The 20,734-nt window shown below is 52.9% G+C and carries 17 protein-coding genes; 11 read left to right on the plus strand and 6 right to left on the minus strand.

Annotated elements, in window-relative coordinates; all coding sequences use genetic code 11:
* Window positions 1-91 precede the first annotated feature (91 nt).
* The 3 genes from speF to ACE15A_RS15685 all read left to right on the plus strand — a co-directional run bounded on the left by speF (window position 92) and on the right by ACE15A_RS15685 (window position 4,156).
* Window positions 92-2,290 (plus strand): ornithine decarboxylase SpeF, encoded by a 2,199-nt coding sequence (gene speF / locus ACE15A_RS15675; RefSeq protein WP_023248871.1) that lies wholly within the window; start codon window positions 92-94, stop codon window positions 2,288-2,290.
* Window positions 2,287-3,606 carry a putrescine-ornithine antiporter gene (gene potE / locus ACE15A_RS15680; RefSeq protein WP_129382459.1) on the plus strand — a complete coding sequence of 440 codons (1,320 nt, stop codon included), beginning with the start codon at window positions 2,287-2,289 and terminating at the stop codon, window positions 3,604-3,606. The genes speF and potE overlap by 4 nt, the downstream gene beginning before the upstream one ends.
* Window positions 3,607-3,670: 64 nt before the next feature.
* The gene (locus tag ACE15A_RS15685) at window positions 3,671-4,156 is read left to right on the plus strand and encodes a pyridoxamine 5'-phosphate oxidase family protein (RefSeq protein WP_053510850.1); all 486 of its coding nucleotides are present in this window, start codon (window positions 3,671-3,673) and stop codon (window positions 4,154-4,156) included.
* Between the two features lie 129 nt (window positions 4,157-4,285).
* Here ACE15A_RS15685 and pgm read toward each other — a convergent pair whose 3' ends face one another.
* A complete protein-coding gene (pgm, locus tag ACE15A_RS15690) occupies window positions 4,286-5,926 on the minus strand; it encodes a phosphoglucomutase (alpha-D-glucose-1,6-bisphosphate-dependent) (RefSeq protein WP_023248873.1) in 1,641 nt (546 codons plus the stop codon).
* Between the two features lie 24 nt (window positions 5,927-5,950).
* Window positions 5,951-6,493, minus strand: coding sequence for a replication initiation negative regulator SeqA (gene seqA, locus ACE15A_RS15695; protein WP_000848392.1), 543 nt, complete (start codon window positions 6,491-6,493; stop codon window positions 5,951-5,953).
* 184 nt (window positions 6,494-6,677) lie between these two features.
* Here seqA and ybfF point away from each other — a divergent pair, with 184 nt between their 5' ends.
* The 8 genes from ybfF (at window position 6,678) to tcuC (ending at window position 14,315) form a co-directional block, all read left to right on the plus strand.
* On the plus strand, window positions 6,678-7,448 hold the full coding sequence (ybfF, locus tag ACE15A_RS15700; RefSeq protein WP_053510847.1) for an esterase: 771 nt from the start codon (window positions 6,678-6,680) through the stop codon (window positions 7,446-7,448).
* Window positions 7,449-7,581: 133 nt separating this feature from the next.
* Complete coding sequence (gene ybfE / locus ACE15A_RS15705; protein ID WP_023248876.1) at window positions 7,582-7,875, plus strand: LexA regulated protein; 294 nt, start codon at window positions 7,582-7,584, stop codon at window positions 7,873-7,875.
* 150 nt (window positions 7,876-8,025) lie between these two features.
* Window positions 8,026-8,556, plus strand: a complete 531-nt coding sequence (fldA, locus tag ACE15A_RS15710; protein ID WP_001018620.1) for a flavodoxin FldA — start codon at window positions 8,026-8,028, stop codon at window positions 8,554-8,556.
* Window positions 8,557-8,837: 281 nt separating this feature from the next.
* Window positions 8,838-9,290, plus strand: a complete 453-nt coding sequence (gene fur / locus ACE15A_RS15715) for a ferric iron uptake transcriptional regulator (protein ID WP_023248877.1) — start codon at window positions 8,838-8,840, stop codon at window positions 9,288-9,290.
* 116 nt (window positions 9,291-9,406) lie between these two features.
* Entirely contained in the window at window positions 9,407-10,333 is a 927-nt protein-coding gene (tcuR, locus tag ACE15A_RS15720) for a tricarballylate utilization LysR family transcriptional regulator TcuR (RefSeq protein ID WP_053510845.1), read from the plus strand.
* A 97-nt stretch (window positions 10,334-10,430) separates the two neighbouring features.
* On the plus strand, window positions 10,431-11,834 hold the full coding sequence (gene tcuA / locus ACE15A_RS15725; protein WP_053529329.1) for an FAD-dependent tricarballylate dehydrogenase TcuA: 1,404 nt from the start codon (window positions 10,431-10,433) through the stop codon (window positions 11,832-11,834).
* On the plus strand, window positions 11,821-12,960 hold the full coding sequence (gene tcuB, locus ACE15A_RS15730; protein ID WP_129382460.1) for a tricarballylate utilization protein TcuB: 1,140 nt from the start codon (window positions 11,821-11,823) through the stop codon (window positions 12,958-12,960). Before tcuA ends, tcuB begins: the two co-directional genes overlap by 14 nt.
* 50 nt (window positions 12,961-13,010) lie before the next feature.
* A complete protein-coding gene (gene tcuC, locus ACE15A_RS15735; RefSeq protein WP_053510837.1) occupies window positions 13,011-14,315 on the plus strand; it encodes a tricarballylate/proton symporter TcuC in 1,305 nt (434 codons plus the stop codon).
* Window positions 14,316-14,364: 49 nt separating this feature from the next.
* Here tcuC and chiQ read toward each other — a convergent pair whose 3' ends face one another.
* From chiQ to nagE, 4 genes are all read right to left on the minus strand, one after another.
* Complete coding sequence (gene chiQ / locus ACE15A_RS15740) at window positions 14,365-14,697, minus strand: ChiQ/YbfN family lipoprotein (protein WP_023248883.1); 333 nt, start codon at window positions 14,695-14,697, stop codon at window positions 14,365-14,367.
* Window positions 14,698-14,746: 49 nt separating this feature from the next.
* The gene (gene chiP, locus ACE15A_RS15745) at window positions 14,747-16,153 is read right to left on the minus strand and encodes a chitoporin (RefSeq protein WP_053510835.1); all 1,407 of its coding nucleotides are present in this window, start codon (window positions 16,151-16,153) and stop codon (window positions 14,747-14,749) included.
* A 452-nt stretch (window positions 16,154-16,605) separates the two neighbouring features.
* Window positions 16,606-18,273 carry a glutamine--tRNA ligase gene (gene glnS / locus ACE15A_RS15750; protein WP_023248885.1) on the minus strand — a complete coding sequence of 556 codons (1,668 nt, stop codon included), beginning with the start codon at window positions 18,271-18,273 and terminating at the stop codon, window positions 16,606-16,608.
* A gap of 210 nt (window positions 18,274-18,483) precedes the next feature.
* Entirely contained in the window at window positions 18,484-20,436 is a 1,953-nt protein-coding gene (gene nagE / locus ACE15A_RS15755) for a PTS N-acetyl glucosamine transporter subunit IIABC (RefSeq protein ID WP_023248886.1), read from the minus strand.
* Window positions 20,437-20,734 lie beyond the last annotated feature (298 nt).

Below are 20,734 nucleotides of genomic sequence, written 5' to 3' on the forward strand. Positions count from 1 at the left end.
CAGCGGGATAGCTTTTATTTTTTCCGGAAGAATCAGTTTCTCATTCGAGAAATTGAGGGCCTGCTATTACCTGAAATAAAGAGATGAAAAAATGTCAGAATTAAAAATTGCCGTTAGCCGTCATTGCCCGGATTGTTTTTCTACACAGCGTAATATTGTAAATGTTGATGAGAGTCGTTTCATCGACGTGGCTGCCATCGTGTTATCCATCGACGATATTGAACGAGGAAAACTCGATGAAATAGACGCAACGGGTTACGGTATTCCCGTCTTTGTCGCGACACATGACGAAGGGCGCGTACCGCCTGAGTATCTGCCGCGTATCTCTGGTGTATTCGAATATAATGAATCCCGTACTGCTTTCTATGGCCGCCAGTTGGAAACCGCGGCAAGCCATTACGAAACGCAGTTACGTCCGCCGTTTTTCCGCGCGCTGGTGGATTATGTCAACCAGGGCAACAGCGCATTTGACTGCCCGGGGCACCAGGGCGGCGAATTCTTCCGCCGTCATCCTGCCGGTAATCAGTTCGTGGAATACTTTGGCGAAACGCTCTTCCGCTCCGACCTATGCAACGCGGATGTGGCTATGGGCGATCTGCTGATTCACGAAGGCGCACCTTGCATTGCGCAGCAACATGCGGCGAAAGTCTTTAACGCCGATAAGACCTACTTTGTGCTGAACGGGACCTCCTCCTCTAACAAAGTCGTACTAAACGCGCTGTTAACGCCGGGCGATCTGGTACTGTTTGACCGTAACAACCACAAATCTAACCACCACGGCGCATTATTGCAGGCGGGCGCAACGCCAGTTTATCTGGAAACCGCGCGTAACCCGTATGGTTTTATCGGCGGCATCGACGCTCACTGCTTCGAAGAAGATTACCTGCGCGAGCTGATTAACGAAGTCGCACCGCAGCGCGCCCGCGAGGCTCGTCCGTTCCGTCTGGCCGTCATCCAGTTAGGCACCTACGACGGTACCATCTATAACGCCCGTCAGGTCGTCGATAAAATTGGTCATCTGTGCGACTACATCCTGTTTGACTCCGCCTGGGTCGGCTATGAACAATTTATTCCGATGATGGCCGATTGTTCGCCGCTGCTGCTGGAACTGAACGAAAACGATCCGGGTATTCTGGTGACGCAGTCCGTTCACAAACAACAAGCCGGGTTCTCCCAGACCTCGCAGATCCATAAAAAAGATAGCCATATCAAAGGGCAACCGCGCTACGTTCCGCATAAGCGCATGAACAACGCCTTTATGATGCACGCCTCCACCAGCCCGTTCTATCCGCTGTTCGCCGCGCTGGACGTTAACGCCAAAATGCACGAAGGCGTCAGCGGTCGCAATATGTGGATGGATTGCGTGGTCAACGGCATCGATGCCCGTAAATTAATCCTCGAAAACTGTCATCACATCCGTCCGTTCGTACCGGAACTGATTGACGGCAAGCCGTGGCAGTCATACCCGACGTCGGAAATCGCCAGCGATCTGCGTTTCTTCCACTTCGTCCCGGGCGAACACTGGCATGCGTTTGAAGGCTATGCCGAACATCAGTATTTTGTCGACCCTTGCAAACTGCTGCTCACCACGCCGGGCATTAATGCAGCGAGCGGCGAATATGAAGACTTTGGCGTTCCTGCCACGATCCTCGCCAACTTCCTGCGCGAGAACGGCGTTGTGCCGGAAAAATGCGATCTCAACTCCATTCTGTTCCTGCTGACACCGGCAGAAGACATGGCGAAATTGCAACAGCTTGTCGCTCTGCTGGCTCGTTTCGAAAAACTGCTGGAAGCCGATGCGCCGTTAGCGGAAGTATTACCGTCCATCTACAAACAGCATGAAGCGCGTTATGCCGGCTATACCCTGCGTCAGCTTTGCCAGGAGATGCACGATCTCTATGCGCGGCATAATGTGAAACAACTGCAAAAAGAGATGTTCCGTAAATCGCATTTCCCGAAAGTCAGTATGAATCCGCAAGAGGCCAACTATGCCTATCTGCGCGGCGAGGTCGAACTGGTTCGCCTGCCGGAAGCGGAAGGTCGTATCGCGGCTGAAGGCGCTCTGCCTTACCCGCCGGGAGTACTGTGTGTAGTTCCGGGTGAAATCTGGGGCGGTTCTGTCCTGCGTTACTTCAGCGCCCTGGAAGAAGGGATCAACCTGCTGCCGGGCTTTGCGCCTGAACTGCAGGGCGTTTATATCGAAGAACACGACGGCCGTAAGCAGGTCTGGTGCTACGTGATTAAGCCTCGCGACGCGCAGCGCTCCCTGCTGAAGGAGGAAAAATTATGAGTAAACCTAAATCCAATAAAATGGGTGTCGTGCAGCTCACAATTCTGACCATGGTCAACATGATGGGTTCCGGGATCATCATGCTACCGACCAAACTGTCTGAAGTCGGCACGATATCCATTATCTCCTGGCTGGTCACCGCCGTCGGCTCGATGGCGCTGGCATGGGCGTTTGCGAAATGCGGTATGTTTAGCCGTAAATCCGGCGGCATGGGCGGCTACGCCGAATATGCCTTCGGTAAATCCGGCAACTTTATGGCGAACTATACCTACGGCGTCTCGCTGCTGATCGCCAACGTTGCTATCGCCATCTCCGCTGTCGGTTATGGCACCGAGTTGTTCGGCGCCGCGCTGACGCCGATCCAGATCGGGCTAGCGACTATCGCCGTATTATGGATTTGTACCATCGCAAACTTTGGCGGCGCGCGTATCACCGGACAGATCAGTAGCGTTACCGTCTGGGGCGTCATCATCCCGGTTATCGGCCTGTGCATCATCGGCTGGTTCTGGTTTAGCCCCAGCATGTACGTGGCGTCATGGAACCCGCACCATGTTCCGTTCTTTAGCGCGGTCGGCTCTTCCATCGCGATGACGTTGTGGGCATTTCTTGGACTGGAATCCGCCTGCGCCAACGCAGACGTGGTCGAGAATCCGGAAAAGAACGTCCCCATCGCGGTACTGGGCGGTACGCTGGGCGCGGCGGTCATCTATATCGTTTCGACTAACGTGATTGCCGGGATTGTGCCAAACATGGATCTGGCGAACTCCACGGCACCGTTTGGTCTGGCGTTTGCACAGATGTTCACGCCTGCGGTAGGTAAAGTGATCATGGCGCTGATGGTGATGTCCTGCTGCGGCTCATTGCTGGGCTGGCAGTTCACTATCGCCCAGGTCTTTAAATCCTCCTCTGACGAAGGCTATTTCCCGAAAGTCTTCTCTCGCGTAACGAAAGTCGACGCGCCGGTACAGGGGATGTTGATTATTGTGATTATTCAGACTGGCCTGTCGCTGATGACTATTAGCCCGTCGCTGAATAGTCAGTTTAACGTCCTGGTTAACCTGGCGGTGGTGACGAACATTATTCCGTATATTCTGTCGATGGCCGCGCTGGTTATCATTCAGAAAATGGCGAATGTGCCGTCATCAAAAGCGAAAGTCGCTAACTTCGTGGCCTTCGTAGGCGCCATGTATAGCTTCTACGCGCTATATTCCTCCGGTGAAGAAGCCATGCTGTACGGCTCAATTGTGACCTTCCTCGGCTGGACGTTATATGGCCTGGTCTCACCGCGTTTTGAATTGAAAAATAAACACGGCTGATGGCGTGCCCGGACTGCGGTAACGGCAGTCCGGGTATTTTCACTCTTTGAATAAGATAATAGAAATGAGTAATCCAGAACGGGAAGTCACTGACATAGCAGAAATACTGGCTATTCTCGGTAAACACGAAGTGTGTCGGATAGGATTTAACGACAATCTCTGCCCGTATGTTGTCCCCGTAAATTTTGGCTATGAGTATCAGAACGGGCGCTGGATATTTTATTTTCACGGCGCACGCACCGGGAAAAAGATGCGTCTGTTACGCAAAAACCCGGCAGTATGCATTGAAATGGACGGCGACCACGCATTACTGCGCGCCGATGACCCCTGTGATTATAGCTACGCCTACACCAGCGTTTTCGCCACCGGGCTGGCATCGATATTGCAAACGCGCGAGGAGATGCGCTATGGCCTGGACGTCATTATGCGCCAGACCGATCCGGGAAAAAACTTCAGTTATCGGGAAGATATGATGAAAGCGGTTTGCGTGGTGCGTATTGAATGCGACGCCCTCACCTGCCGCCGACATCTGGCGACTCAGAGCGAATAAGCCAGACATCACAAGCGCTTTATCCGGCCTGGGGGCGATTTATAGGCCTGATAAGCACAGCGCTATCAGGCAAATAGACGTTAATACAAAAAAGGAGCCTCTCGGCTCCTTTTTCTTCAGTATCACCCATCAGGCGTTTTTCAATACTTCGCTAACGATTTCAACGGCTTCTTTCTCAATTTGCTTGCGGTGTTCTTCCCCCAGGAAGCTTTCGCAATAGATCTTGTAAGCGTCTTCCGTACCGGATGGACGCGCGGCGAACCAGCCGTTGTCGGTCATTACCTTCAGGCCGCCAATCGATGCGCCATTACCCGGCGCTGCGGTAAGACGCGCGGTGATCGGGTCGCCTGCCAGCGTGCTGGCGCTCACCATTTCCGGAGACAGTTTAGACAATGCCGCTTTCTGGGCCGATGTCGCTGCCGCCTGCAGACGGTTATAGCTCGGCGCGCCAAAACGCGCTGCCAGTTCATTGTAATGCTCTTGCGGGTTTTTCCCGGTAACGGCGGTGATTTCCGCCGCCAGCAGGCACATAATGATACCGTCTTTATCGGTAGACCACGGCGTACCGTCGAAACGCAGGAACGAAGCGCCCGCGCTTTCTTCCCCGCCGAAACCGAAGCTGCCGTCGAACAAACCGTCAACAAACCATTTGAAGCCTACCGGCACTTCCACCAGCTTGCGTCCCAAATCATTCACCACGCGGTCAATCATCGCGGAAGAGACCAGCGTTTTACCGACGGCCACGTCTTTGCCCCATTGTGGGCGATGCTGAAACAGATAGTTGATGGCGACCGCCAGATAATGGTTCGGATTCATCAGCCCCGCAGGCGTCACGATGCCATGACGGTCATAGTCCGGGTCGTTGGCGAAGGCCAGGTCAAACTTGTCCCGCAGCGCCAGCAAACCCGCCATCGCACATTCGGAGGAGCAATCCATGCGGATCGCGCCATCTTTATCAAGGTGCATAAAGCGGAAGGTTTGATCAACCTGATCGTTGACTAACGTCAGGTTAAGTTTGTAATGCTCAGCGATACGTTTCCAGTATTCGATACCGGAGCCGCCCAGCGGATCAACGCCCAGCGTCAGACCGGCTTTCTGAATCGCTGCCATATCAACGATATCCGCCAGTCCTTCGACAAACGGTTGTACCAGATCTACTGCTTTAACGTGACCCGAGGCCATTGCCGCATCCAGAGAAATACGTTTAACGCCTTGCAGGCCGTCAGCCAGCAGCGCATTGGCGCGGTCCTCCACGACTTTAGTGACGTTGGTATCTGCCGGGCCGCCATTAGGCGGATTATATTTAATGCCGCCATCTTCCGGCGGGTTATGCGACGGCGTAATCACAATACCGTCTGCCAGCGGGCCGCCTTTTTTGTTATGGACCAGGATAGCATTTGACACGGCAGGCGTTGGCGTGAAGCCATTATTTTCCTGCACGATAACGTCTACGCCGTTTGCCGCCAGCACTTCCAGCACGGAAATGAAGGCCGGTTCCGAGAGCGCATGGGTGTCTTTCCCCACATAGCAGGGGCCGGTAATGCCGTTCTTCGTCCGCTCCTCAGCAATCGCCTGGGCGATTGCCAGAATATGCGGTTCGTTGAAACTGTGACGACCTGCGCTACCGCGATGGCCGGAGGTGCCAAATTTCACGGCATGTTCTGCATTCCCTGCCTCCGGTTTCAGTACATAATACTGCGCCGTCAGTTGGGCGACGTTAATCAAATCACTTTGTTGCGCGGGTTGTCCTGCGCGGTTGTGGATTGCCATTGCCTGGTCCTTCTAATGCAAGGATTAAATTGTTCCGCAAACCTTTTCAATCAATTCCGCCGGGAATTGCATTGACTGCATGATATGTTCGATCATGCTGCATTTACGGCCGGTGTTGGTGTTGGTGATCACCCAATACGGCGTGCCGGGAACGTGCTTAGGTTTAGTTTGATTCCCATTTTTCAGCAGCGTTTGTTCATCCGCCGCAAAATAGACGCGCGTGCGGCCATGCAACGACTCCGTCGCCTCCGCAAACGCGTGGTGATCCAGTGAATAGAGTGTAGTCAGAATCAGCATAAAGCGATTGACCGCTTTTTTCTGCTCGGCATATTCGTCAGACAACAGCAGCTCACGCATCGCGCGAACTTTGTCTTTTACCGGATTGGCCGGTTTCGCTTCTGCGACGGGTTGCGCCGCAGGCGTCCCTTTCGCCGCCGAAGCAGTTGGCTGTGTCGTGGCGGAAAACTTCAACATACGCCGTAAAATGTCGGATGCGCTCTCGCCGATATGCTTGGTGTGGCTGGCAATATAGCTATAGAGTTCATCATCAACTTCAATCGTTTTCATCTTAATCCAGTGCGATGTCTTTGCTGAATACAAGTCATTGGGATTATAGGAACAAATCCCAACAGCGGATAGCGTTAAGCCCGGCTGACAAAAAAACTCGGAGTAAACCTTAGAGGTTGCAGCCCAGTGGCAGAATGGTCAACATAATACCCTAACCCGACAGAGCGAAAAAAAGAACTTTGCCATGAAATTAAATATCCGAGCGCAATCTGCACAAAACCTGCACAATAATTCCCCCATCGTTCTCGTTCATGGCCTGTTTGGCAGCCTGGACAACCTCGGCGTACTGGCGCGCGATCTGGTGACCGATCACAACATTATTCAGGTCGATATGCGCAATCATGGTTTATCGCCGCGCGATCCGGTCATGGATTATCCGGCAATGGCCCAGGATCTGCTGGATACGCTTGACGCGCAGCAGATCGAGAAAGCGACTTTTATTGGTCATTCCATGGGCGGAAAAGCGGTAATGGCGCTGACGGCGCTGGCGCCCGATCGCATCGATCGTCTGGTCGCGATTGATATCGCCCCCGTGGATTATCACGTTCGCCGCCACGATCGCATTTTCGCGGCCATTAACGCCGTAAGCGAATCCGACGCTACATCCCGCCAACAGGCGGCAGGTATTATGCGCCAGCATCTTAACGAAGAAGGCGTGATCCAGTTTCTGTTAAAATCCTGGGCTGAAGGCGAATGGCGTTTTAATGTTCCGGTATTATGGGAGCAGTATCCGCATATCGTCGGCTGGAAAACCATTCCGGCCTGGGAACATCCGGCGCTGTTTATTCCAGGCGGTAACTCGCCGTACGTGACCGAAGCGTACCGCGACGCGCTGCTGGCGCAATTCCCTTTGGCGCGCGCGCATGTGATAGCCGGCGCGGGCCACTGGGTACATGCCGAAAAACCAGAGGCGGTTCTGCGCGCCATCCGCCGTTATCTGCACGATAAGCGCTAACTGATTAAAAACTCATCGCCTGTGCGCGATTACGCGCGTGGGCGTTGGCGTCGCTTCCTCGCTGATGTATGATGGCGCGCTATCCATCCGGGCATAAGCCTGGCTGATTGTTTCCCCCGAAGTCACCAAAATCATGGCCAAAGAACAAACGGACCGTACGACATTAGATCTGTTCGCGCACGAGCGTCGCCCGGGACGACCTAAAACGAATCCGCTTTCGCGCGATGAACAGTTACGCATCAATAAGCGTAACCAGTTAAAACGCGACAAAGTTCGTGGCCTCAAGCGTGTCGAATTAAAACTCAACGCACAAGCTGTTGACGCGCTGAATGAACTGGCCGAAGCGCGCAACATTAGCCGCAGCGAGCTCATTGAAGAAATGTTAATGAAGCAGCTTATGGCGCTGCGCGGCCAGGGTTTAGTCTGAAAACAAGTTTTGTTTCATATTTCGTGTAGCAGAGCGTGCAGTCCCGCGTGATTGCTGTTTCCGCATATCTGCCTGTTCTGCTATGATTGCCCTTATCCGTGGGCAATTCGCCACCACCATTTCAATAAGTTTCAAGAGGTTATTTTACTCATGGCAATCACTGGCATCTTTTTCGGCAGCGACACCGGTAATACCGAAAATATCGCAAAAATGATTCAAAAACAGCTTGGTAAAGACGTTGCCGATGTGCATGACATTGCAAAAAGCAGTAAAGAAGACCTGGAAGGGTATGACATTCTGCTGCTGGGCATCCCAACCTGGTACTATGGCGAAGCACAATGTGACTGGGATGACTTCTTCCCGACTCTCGAAGAGATTGACTTTAACGGTAAGCTGGTGGCGCTGTTTGGCTGTGGCGATCAGGAAGACTACGCGGAATACTTCTGTGATGCGCTGGGCACTATTCGCGACATTATTGAGCCGCGCGGCGCCACGATTGTGGGTCACTGGCCAACCGCAGGCTATCATTTTGAAGCCTCTAAGGGTCTGGCTGATGACGATCATTTTGTCGGCCTGGCGATTGACGAAGACCGTCAGCCTGAACTGACCGCCGAGCGTGTTGAAAAATGGGTCAAGCAAATTTCGGCTGAATTGCACCTCGACGACATCCTCAACGCCTAATCTTATGCGGCGCAGCATTACGTCTGCGCCGCATCAATAGACAAGACCAATCAAAATAATTGCTACAAATTTGTAACTTTCACACCCATCCCTGTACAATGTCCGGGTGTAATCAGGTGGCGCCAGAATTTGCAGGCAAAACCACAGTTTTATTAACATCTGCGAGAGACTTGCGGTTTTCATTTCGGCATGGCAGTCCTATAATGATACGCATTATCTTGAGTGCAATTTCTGCCACTTCTCTAATGAAGTGAATCGTTTAGCAACAGGACAGATTCCGCATGACTGACAACAATACCGCATTAAAGAAGGCTGGCCTGAAAGTAACGCTTCCTCGTTTAAAAATTCTGGAAGTTCTTCAGGAACCAGATAACCATCACGTCAGTGCGGAAGATTTATACAAACGCCTGATCGACATGGGTGAAGAAATCGGTCTGGCAACCGTGTACCGTGTGCTGAACCAGTTTGACGATGCCGGTATCGTGACCCGCCATAATTTTGAAGGCGGTAAATCCGTTTTTGAACTGACGCAACAGCATCATCACGATCATCTTATCTGCCTTGACTGCGGAAAAGTGATTGAATTTAGTGATGATTCTATTGAAGCGCGCCAGCGTGAAATTGCGGCGAGACACGGTATTCGTTTAACTAATCACAGCCTCTATCTTTACGGCCACTGCGCTGAAGGCGACTGCCGCGAAGACGAGCACGCGCACGATGACGCGACCAAATAAGTATAAATCTTTCGAAGAGCCAACCGCCCGGTTGGCTTTTTTATATCCTCCTCTTTCCTGCTGCTTGATGTTGATTTAATGTAAAAAAACCGCTATCGCATCTCAGGAGAGCAGGAATGGAGCTTCGCCAGTTACGCTATTTCGTGCGTATTATTGAAACCGGCAGTATGGGTAGCGCCGCGCAGGATCTTGATATTGGCGTTTCAGCCTTAAGCCAGCAGATGTCCCGTCTGGAAAACGAGCTTGCCATCCGTCTGTTGCAGCGCACCTCGCGCGGCGTAACGCCGACCAACGCCGGGCTGGCCTTTTATTCACAGGCACAACTCGCCCTGCGTCATGCCGACGACGCGATTCTCGCCGCAAGAGAAGCACGTCTTTCCGGTCATGTGAGCGTAGGAATGGCCCCCAGTACCGCCTCCATACTGGGTATACCTTTTATCCATGCCATGCAGGAAAACTATGCCGATGTCCGACTGCATGTGGTGGAAAGCTTGTCCGGTAATCTTGAAAGAATGATTAATACCCGCCAGATTGATTTAGCCGTTGTCTTTCAAAAAGATAAAATCCTGCGCTGGAGCGCCAGACCGATCCTTGAAGAACAGCTTTTTCTGATTGGCTCCCATGCCCTGCTGGCGGCGCTTCCTGATAACCCGATCACGCCTGAACAACTGGCAGACATTCCGCTCATTATGCCGAGCCAGGGACACGGACTGCGCGGCAGGCTGGACGCTGTATGCCAGGAACATGCGCTTAACGTTGAGATCGTTGCGGAAATTGACGGCCTGGCGTTGTTGATGCGCGCCGTGCGCGACGGCCTTGGCGCCACGTTACAGCCCGGCGCGGCGATTTCTCATCTGGATAACGACGCGCTACGCGTGATCGGCGTCCATAATCCGATACTCAGCCGCCCCAACTTTTTAGTCAGCCTGTCGGATGATGAGCTGACGCCCGCCGGTCTTGCCGCCAGAGTGGTACTCACCAAAGTCATGCGTCAGTTAGTCGACGCCGGCGAATGGCCAGGTGCTACCCTTTACGCTTACTAAACCCCTGTTTAGCGCTACCTGATAGCGCGCCGCTTATTTATCCGTATACATTTTAATTACAAATTTAACAAATAGTTAAATGGTACGGGAGCATAAGATGGTTGATGTACTGGTGATAGGCGGAGGCAATGCCGCATTATGCGCCGCCCTGACCGCACGGGAAGCGGGCGCATCGGTTCTGCTGCTGGAGGCTGCCCCGCGGGAATGGCGCGGCGGAAACTCTCAGCATACACGAAACCTGCGTTGTATGCATGATGCGCCGCAGGATGTGCTGGTGGAACGCTATCCTGAAGAGGAGTTCTGGCAGGATCTGTGGCGCGTCACCGACGGCAACACCAACGAAGCGCTGGCGCGGTTGGTCATTCGCACCTCTTCGCAATGCCGCGACTGGATGCGCAAACATGGCGTTAACTTTCAACCGCCGCTATCGGGGGCGCTCCACGTCGCGCGCACTAATGCATTTTTTATGGGCGGTGGGAAAGCGCTCGTCAATGCCTATTACCGTAGCGCCGAACGGCTGGGCGTGCAGATTCGTTATAACACGCCGGTTCATGCGCTTGAACTTCATGACGGCGAATTCGTAGCAGCGCTGGCGGGCAACGAACGTATTACTGCCAAAGCCTGCGTACTGGCGGCTGGCGGTTTCGAATCAAATCGTGAATGGCTGCGGAAGGCCTGGGGAGAAAACGCGCGCGGCGAATGGCCCGCGGATAATTTTCTGATTCGTGGCACGCGTTTTAACCAGGGCGTATTGCTCAAATTTATGATGGATGCCGGCGCGGATATCATTGGCGATCCGTCCCAGTCGCACTGCGTAGCGATTGATGCCAGGGCGCCGCTGTACGACGGCGGTATTTGTACTCGCGTTGATTGCGTATCGCTGGGTATTGTCGTGAATCGCGACGCCGAACGTTTTTATGATGAAGGCGAAGATTTCTGGCCGAAGCGTTACGCCATTTGGGGGCGTCTGGTTGCCCAACAGCCAGGACAAATTGGCTATTCGATTATTGACAGCAAAGCCATCGGCCACTTTATGCCGCCGGTTTTTCCTGGCGCGCAGGCCAATACGCTGGCTGAATTGGCCTGCCAGTTGGGGCTGGACGCGGAAAAATTTACCCGCACCGTCACGCAGTATAACCAGGCCTGCCAACCCGGTCATTTTGATCATACCTTGCTTGATAACTGCGCCACCAAAAACCTGACGCCGGCGAAAACCCACTGGGCGCGCCCACTTGATGCACCGCCCTACTACGGTTATGCGCTGCGACCCGGAATCACTTTTACCTACCTGGGCCTGAAAGTCAATGAACGTGCCGCCGTACATTTTGCCGGTCATCCAAGCCGCAACCTGTTTGTTGCCGGCGAGATGATGGCAGGAAATGTACTGGGCAAGGGGTATACCGCAGGCGTAGGCATGTCTATCGGCACAACCTTTGGCCGCATTGCGGGGATAGAAGCCGCCCGCGCGGCGCACAAGGAGGCGCATCATGAAACAGCTTGAAAAATTAATCATTGAGACCACCGTACTTACCGGACCGGAAGCTGAGGTCGAACGCGTCATGCAAGTGTGTAACGCGTGTCGCTACTGCGAAGGATTTTGCGCGGTATTTCCGGCGATGACCCAGCGACTCGAATTCGGTAAAGCCGATGTTCATTATCTGGCGAATTTATGTCATAACTGCGGCGCCTGCCTGCACGCGTGCCAGTACGCGCCGCCCCATGAATTTGCCATTAACGTGCCGAAAGCGATGGCGCAAGTCCGCCTGGAAACATATCAACAGTATGCCCAGCCCGCCGCTTTTGGCGCGTTATACCGTCGGGCGGGGATCACCGTCGCGCTGGCGCTGATAGTCGGTCTGACGCTCTTTTTATTACTGGCGATGGCGCTGAAAGGGTCGCTAATTCATCCGCCGTTGGCCGGTGACTTCTATCAAATTTTTCCGCATAGCCTGCTGGCATGGATGTTTGGCTCAGTTTTTGTGCTGGCAATCGGTTTGCTTATGGTGGCCCTAATCCGCTTCTGGCGTGAGATCTCGCCGGGCGTACCGCGTTCGGCGGAGATTGCGGAAGCGTCGCACAATGCGTTAACGCTGAAATATCTCGATGGTGGACACGGCAAAGGCTGTAACGAAGCGGATGATGCGTTCACGCTGCTACGCCGTCGCTTTCATCACTTTACCTTTTACGGTTTTATGCTCTGTTTTGCCGCCACAGTCGTGGCGACGGGCTATCACTACGTCGCCGGTTGGGAAGCGCCCTACCCGCTCTTTAGCCTGCCGGTCATGCTTGGCACGCTGGGCGGTATCGGTCTGCTTATCGGCCCAGCGGGGCTACTATGGCTCAATCTGCGGCGGTCGCCGTTACATGGCGATGCGCGCCAGAAACCAATGGATCGCGGCTTTATTCTGCTTCTGTTCTTAACCAGTCTTACCGGGCTGGCGCTGCTGGCAGGCAGAGACACCAGCGGAATGGGCATACTGCTGGCGCTCCATTTAGGCGTGGTGATGGCACTCTTTCTCACCCTTCCCTACGGAAAATTCGCCCACGGATTTTTCCGCTGCGCGGCCTTACTCAAATGGGCAGTTGAGAGGCGACGCGGAAAACATGCGGGGGATACAGGCAACTGACCCGCAGCATCTTACCCATAAAACAATAAAGACAGTGGAGAGCAAACCCTATGGCACAACACACACCTGCAACATCGCGCGCCGGCACGTTCGGCGCAATACTGCGCGTGACAAGCGGCAATTTTCTTGAACAGTTTGATTTTTTCTTGTTCGGATTTTACGCCACCTATATCGCCAGAACGTTTTTTCCGGCGGAAAGCGAATTTGCCTCATTAATGTTGACCTTTGCCGTCTTTGGCTCCGGTTTTTTAATGCGCCCCATCGGCGCGATTGTGCTTGGCGCCTATATTGACAGAATCGGACGTCGTAAAGGGCTGATGGTGACACTGGCGATTATGGGCTGCGGTACGTTGCTCATCGCCCTCGTCCCCGGCTACCAAACGATCGGCCTGGCGGCACCTGCGTTGGTGCTGCTGGGCCGGTTATTACAAGGATTTTCTGCAGGCGTTGAGTTAGGCGGCGTTTCGGTCTATCTGTCCGAAATCGCAACGCCAGGCAATAAAGGATTTTATACCAGTTGGCAATCCGCCAGTCAGCAGGTCGCGATCGTTGTTGCCGCGTTGATTGGTTATAGCCTGAATCTCACGCTGGGACACGACGCGATATCGGAATGGGGCTGGCGAATTCCGTTCTTTATCGGCTGTATGATCATTCCGCTGATTTTTGTTTTACGTCGTTCATTACAAGAAACAGAGGCGTTTTTACAACGCAAGCATCGCCCCAACACCAGGGAAATCTTTGCTACTATCGCCAAAAACTGGCGCATTATTACGGCCGGAACGCTGCTGGTAGCGATGACCACCACAACGTTTTATTTTATCACCGTTTATACGCCGACCTATGGCAGAACCGTGCTTAATCTCAGCGCGCGGGACAGTTTGATCGTCACCATGCTGGTGGGCGTGTCCAATTTTATCTGGTTACCCATTGGTGGCGCGATTTCCGACCGGATTGGCCGTCGCGCCGTGTTAATGGGCATTACTTTACTGGCGCTGATCACCACCTGGCCTGTCATGCAATGGCTGACCGCCGCGCCCGACTTTACCCGCATGACGCTGGTACTGCTGTGGTTCTCTTTCTTTTTTGGCATGTATAACGGTGCAATGGTCGCGGCGTTAACCGAAGTGATGCCAGTCTATGTGCGTACCGTCGGTTTCTCGCTGGCCTTTAGCCTGGCGACGGCGATTTTTGGCGGCCTGACGCCGGCCATTTCTACCGCGCTGGTAAAATTAACCGGCGATAAAAGCTCGCCCGGCTGGTGGCTGATGTGCGCGGCGTTATGTGGACTTGCCGCGACGGCGATGCTGTTTGTGCGTCTGAGTCGCGGCTATATCGCGGCAGAAAATAAAGCCTGAAAAAGCCCCGGACGGGAAATGCCCCGTCCGGGGGCAGCAATAAAAAGCTTTATCGCGCGCTATTATGGCTGCGAATTTCCTGCCAGACCTTATCGCAGTCAGCCGTAATCACCTGATCGTTACCCGTACGCGTCGCCTGAATGCACTGCTGATAGTCCAGAACCCGTACGCTTTCTTCATTAGCAAATTGCTGGTGTTTGCGGTCTTTTTTAAGCACATTCAGCACGTTTTGGCAGGCCTCTACCTTCTCAGGCGAGCCCTGTGCGGTATTGATACAGGCGCTGTACGCCTCTTTCAGGCGGCTATCTTCTTCCGGCGTGGTTGATGACGCACAGGCCGTCAAACCGGCGGTCATGCTGGCGATGAGTAAAATTTTTTTCATAGGTCGTTCCTCAACAGCGCGGCAGACCTGCAGCCTGCCACATCTGACATCAGAAAATAGTGAATGGCGCAATAACGATAAATTTCACGTCACGCTCATCCTGAAAGATGTTGCCGTAACCACCGCCCCAGCTTGGAATATTGGAGTGGTTGTCGTATTCAGTGAAGTGCAGTTTGAACATGGTGCCTTTGGCGCGCCCCTCCTGCAGGGTATAGACCGCATCCAGACTGTATGAGGACTCTTCGATAGTGTGGTTTTTGTCGTAGTAAGCATCCGGATTACTTTGCCAGGTTGCCGGTTTGGCATCCCAGGCGTAAACGTAAGACGCGCCCACAGCCCATCCTGGCAGGTCCCAGTTTTTCAGGTCATACATCGCACCGAAGAAAACCGCCTTTTCGCCATTAGCGTTAAAGTCGGAACGGTTATCCCACCAGATATCCAAACGACCGTTTGAAGAAGCGTAGGTTGGCGTCATACGTTGCAGGAAATAGCCCTGCTGACCGTCCGCTTTCACCCAGGTGCCTTCCAGACGCAGGTCAACCACTTCCGCGACTTTGTAGCCGAAGGTTAGCGCCTGCAGCCAGGCCGTACCGTCGTAAATATCATTCGCGCTGCGATCATCTACTTTGTCGCGCGCGCCGTAGAACTGGTAACTGGTAGTGAACGGATTGCCGCCTAAATCAAATTTATAACTGGCCTTCGCGAAATATTGATCAACATAGCCTTCGGACTGACCAAACGCCGCTTCCAGCACCAGGTCATTTTTGAAGTCGTACTTCGCGCCGATAGAGTGGAGATAATCCACATTAGTTTTTTTATCCGCCTGATAAAACTTATCCATTTCGGTATGCCACGGCGCTTTATATTCGTTAGTCCACATGTAGGAGAAACTTAACGCGCCCGCATCGCCATAGTCAAAACTTGCGCCGGCCTCCGCTCCCTGATAGGTACCCGGCATAAAACTCCAGTGCGGCGCTAACAGCGTCTGTCCGGTAGGCTGAATATAACCGGCGCGCGCCCAGACCGGGCCATATTTAAATTTCGCGGCGGCTTTATAAAGACTGATACCGCTCTTATCGCCGGAATAGTCTTCGTCGTAGCCTTTATTCTTTTTCGAGAAAGCAATTTCGTTTGGATGACCGCTGTCGCCGTTTTCCGCCATTTCAATCGCGGTAAACGCCGCGATATCCAGACCGAACATATCCGCGGCGTAACCAGACTGAAAATCCAGGTTAGCGTTCCAGGTCGCATGAGAAAGGTTTGTTTTATATTTATCGCCATCGGTCACATCTTTACGATCGCGTTCACGCTGCCAATAATAGATGCCGCCCGTTAACGTGGAGTCGTCGAAAAAGCCGGAGGCTTGCGCCTGCGGAACAACGATCCACCCCGACATTGCTGTGATACCGGCGATAGCCAGAGCCAGCGTACTACGTTTGCCACTAAACGTACGCATAAGTTAATCCTCTTTGACGTATAAATTGCTGTCGACAAAAGCGAACAGCGAAAAAATAAAAATAAAAAGTAGTGCTGAGAAACCTCATTAACTACGTTAAACAGACTATTTTTCGCGATGCGAATTATCAATCTCTTTCTGTAACCAGTATGTAATAATATGAGCAACCGCACATATTTTATCGCTTTCTGTTACATTCAACTCCAGGTGGGGAAAGCAGACTGTCAGAAAGAAAATTGACTTATTTTCCATACGAATGAAAATAATTGTCTCTTGTTGACCTGATGCTAATAACATTTAGCTTAAGAAGCATTTATCAGAATAATAACTTTCGAAGAATAATTAATTCGCTTCACAAAAAAGAGAAGCCACTGAGAAATACAGAGAAAAAACGCCGCAGAATGCGGCGTTGGCAAGGTATTTTTTACAGCGTTTGCCTGATGGCGCTGCGCTTATTCGCCCGCTTTCGCCCACGTATCACGCAGGCCCACGGTGCGATTAAAGACCAGCTTATCGGCTGTCGCATAGCGGCTGTCGAGGCAGAAGTAGCCTTCACGCTCAAACTGGAAAGCGTTCCCTGCTACCGCCTCTTTCAGCGACGGCTCGCCATAACCCTGCTTAATCACTAATGATTCCGGGTTGATAACGGACAGGAAGTCCTCCGCGGCGCCCGGATTCGGTACGCTGAACAGACGATCGTAGAGACGAATTTCAATCGGCAGCGCATGAGCTGCGCTAACCCAGTGGATTACGCCCTTCACTTTACGTCCGTCAGCCGGATCTTTACTCAGCGTATCGGCATCATAGGTACAGAAGATGGTGGTGATATTCCCTTCGCCATCCTTCTCTACGCGCTCCGCTTTAATAACGTAGGCATTACGCAGACGCACTTCTTTGCCCATCACCAGACGCTTGTACTGCTTGTTAGCTTCTTCGCGGAAATCCGCGCGATCGATCCAGATCTCACCGCTAAACGGCACTTCACGACTGCCCATCTCCGGTTTATTCGGATGGTTAGGCATGGTAACCATTTCGCTCTCACCCTGCGGATAGTTTTCGATAACCAGTTTTACCGGATCGATCACCGCCATCGCACGCGGCGCGTTTTCGTTCAGATCTTCGCGAATGCAGGATTCAAGAGACGCCATCTCAATGGTGTTGTCCTGCTTGGTGACGCCGATGCGTTTACAGAACTCCCGAATGGAGGCCGCCGTATAGCCGCGACGGCGTAGACCCGAGATGGTCGGCATACGCGGGTCATCCCAGCCTTCTACGTGTTTGTCGGTCACCAGCAGGTTCAGCTTACGCTTGGACATCACGGTGTATTCCAGATTCAGACGCGAGAATTCGTACTGGCGCGGGTGAACCGGAATGGTGATGTTGTCCAGCACCCAGTCGTACAGACGACGGTTGTCCTGGAACTCCAGCGTACACAGAGAATGAGTAATGCCTTCCAGCGCATCGCTGATGCAGTGAGTAAAGTCATACATCGGATAGATGCACCACTTCGTGCCGGTCTGATGGTGCTCGGCGAATTTAATCCGATACAGCACCGGATCGCGCATCACGATAAATGGCGACGCCATGTCGATTTTGGCACGCAGACAAGCTTTACCCTCTTCAAAACCGCCGGTACGCATTTTTTCAAATAGCGCAAGGTTTTCTTCCACGCTGCGATCGCGGAACGGGCTGTTTTTACCCGGCGCGGTCAGCGTGCCGCGGTATTCGCGGATCTGCTCCGGCGTCAGCTCATCAACGTAGGCCAGGCCTTTATTGATGAGCTCGACCGCATAGGCGTGCAGTTGGTCAAAGTAATCGGAGGAGTAGCGAATATCGCCAGACCAGTGAAAGCCTAACCACTCGACGTCGTTTTTGATCGAATCAACGTACTCGATATCTTCTTTTACCGGGTTGGTGTCATCGAAACGCAGGTTGCACTGGCCCTGATAATCTTGCGCGATGCCAAAGTTCAGGCAGATAGATTTCGCGTGGCCGATGTGCAGATAGCCATTCGGCTCCGGCGGAAAACGGGTATGGACAGTGGTATGTTTACCACTCGCCAGATCTTCATCAATAATCTGACGAATAAAGTTAGTCGGGCGGGCTTCAGCCTCACTCATCGTGGATTCCTCAAAGCGTAAACAACGTATAACGGCATATGATCTTATAAGCCGGACAGACTGACAACCTTTAGTTACTTAAAAAGTGGCTTTGCAGAAAATATTGGGGCTAATTGCGGTAAAAAAAAGCGGCGAAGGTTTCCCTCTGCCGCTTATGTTTTATGTGATATCGTCGGATGGCGTCTTACGCCTTATCCGGCCAGGAAGCGATTATTTGCTCTTGATCTCGTACAGTGGCGTTTGACCCGCCACCACGTGACCATCCGCTTTGATGACCAGACCGCTGAAGTCATCGATATTGCTGCAAACAACCGGACTTATCATGGAGCGCGCATTGGCATTCAGGAAGTCCAGATCCAGTTCCAGAACCGGCTGACCCGCCGTTACTTCTGCACCCTCTTCTACCAGACGCTTGAAGCCCTGACCGTTCAGCGCGACGGTATCGATACCCATATGGACAACGATCTCCGCGCCTTTTTCGGTTTCCAGACAGAACGCGTGGTTAGTGTTGAAGATTTTCACGATAGTGCCCGCCGCCGGAGAAACCACAGTTTTATCGGTGGGTTTCACCGCCACGCCGTCACCGACCGCTTTACTGGCGAAGGCTTCATCTGGTACCTGATCCAGCGACACTACCTCACCGGTAATCGGAGAGACCAGCTCAGCGATAGTCACCGCATTCGGCACCGCCTGGGGTTTGGCCGCCGGAGCAGGTGTTGCAACGTGAGCCGCATCAGCAGACGCTGCCGCGACCGGACCCCGCGCCACCACTTTTTTCATTTCATCGCCAATCGATTCCGCTTTCGCGCCGACAATAACCTGAATGGTCTGTTTGTTCAGTTTCACCACACCGGAAGCGCCGAGGCGTTTGCAGGCCGCATCGTTGACGCGAGCAGAGTCATTCACGGTCAGACGCAGACGGGTAATACACGCATCGATCGCTTTCAGGTTATCCGTACCGCCAACCGCAGCGATATAGCTGGTCGCCAACTGCGTTAACCCTTCTTCAGTGTTGCTGTTGGCTTCTTCCGTTACCATCTCATCAACTTTATCTTCGCGGCCCGGCGTTTTCAGGTTAAACATACGAATAACCGCGCTGAACAGCAGGAAGTAGATGATAAAGAATACAACGCCCATCACCAGCAACATCCAGACGTTATTGCTGGCCGCTGGCAGGTTATACATCAGTACATAGTCAATCGCGCCTGCCGAGAAAGAGAAGCCCGCATGGATACCCAGCAGCGTCGCGACGAACAGGCTGATACCAGTCAAAATGGCGTGCAGGAGGTACAGCAGCGGCGCCAGGAACATAAACAGGAATTCCAGCGGCTCGGTTACGCCAGTCAGAAACGCGGTGATCGCGACAGACAGCAGCATACCGCCCACCATCGGACGACGTTCTTTCGGCGCGGCGAAATACATCGCCAGAGCGGCACCCGGCAGACCAAACATCATGATCGGGAAGAAGCCGGACATAAACATCCCCGCCGTACCGTCGCCAGCATAGAAGCGGTTGATGTCGCCGTGGAATACAGTGCCTGCGGCATTGGTGAATTCGCCAATCTGGAACCAGGCGATGGTGTTCAGTACCTGATGCAAGCCGGTTGGGATCAGCAGACGGTTGATGAAGCCAAAAATACCGGAACCCAGCGCGCCAGCAGAAACAATCCATTCACCGCCCGCATGGATGCCATGCTGTACCGGCGGCCAGACGTAACCGAAAATAGCGGCCAGCACCAGACAGAAAAAGCCCGTTGCGATCGGCACAAAACGTTTTCCGCCGAAGAAACTGAGAAAATCAGGCAGTTTAATACCAGACCAGCGATTATAAACCGCGCCGCCAACCAGACCGGTAATAATCCCCGCCAGCACGCCCATGTTAATTTCCGGGTTAATCGTCACCATCGCTTTGGTCATGACGAAGTAACCCACGGCCCCCGCCAGCGCTGCCGCGCCCGCGCTATCTTTAGACCAACTGGATGCCACGCCGATAGCGAAAACCAGCGCCAGGTTATCGAAAATAGACCCGCCCGCTTGTGCGATAAACGGCATATTCAGCAAATCTGGTTGGCCGAATCGCAGCAACAACGCTGCTACCGGCAACACGGCGATAGGGAGCTGCAACGCCCTACCCAGCCGCTGGAAAAAACCTAAAATATTCATCTTATTCCCCCTACGAGACGCCGATATGGCTTCTTTGAAGCCGTTTTTTATTGTGCTGCAAACGTTAAAAACGTGATGTTCTGTAATCGAACGGTGAGATCATCTCCTGCAGAGTGTGTGAAAAATTAATTCGCCTCGCAAATTAAATGCGTGTTTTTTGTGATTATAATCACTAAATATCGTAATCACCCCTACCATCCACTGGCTAACACGGAAAACTTATTTTATGATTCAAAAAATCAGGACGGATTGAACGCGAACCCTGGATATCCAGGTTACGCTTAATACGATCCGCCAA

Source organism: Salmonella sp. HY31 (assembly GCF_042604575.1).
GTDB classification, from domain to species: domain Bacteria; phylum Pseudomonadota; class Gammaproteobacteria; order Enterobacterales; family Enterobacteriaceae; genus Salmonella; species Salmonella diarizonae.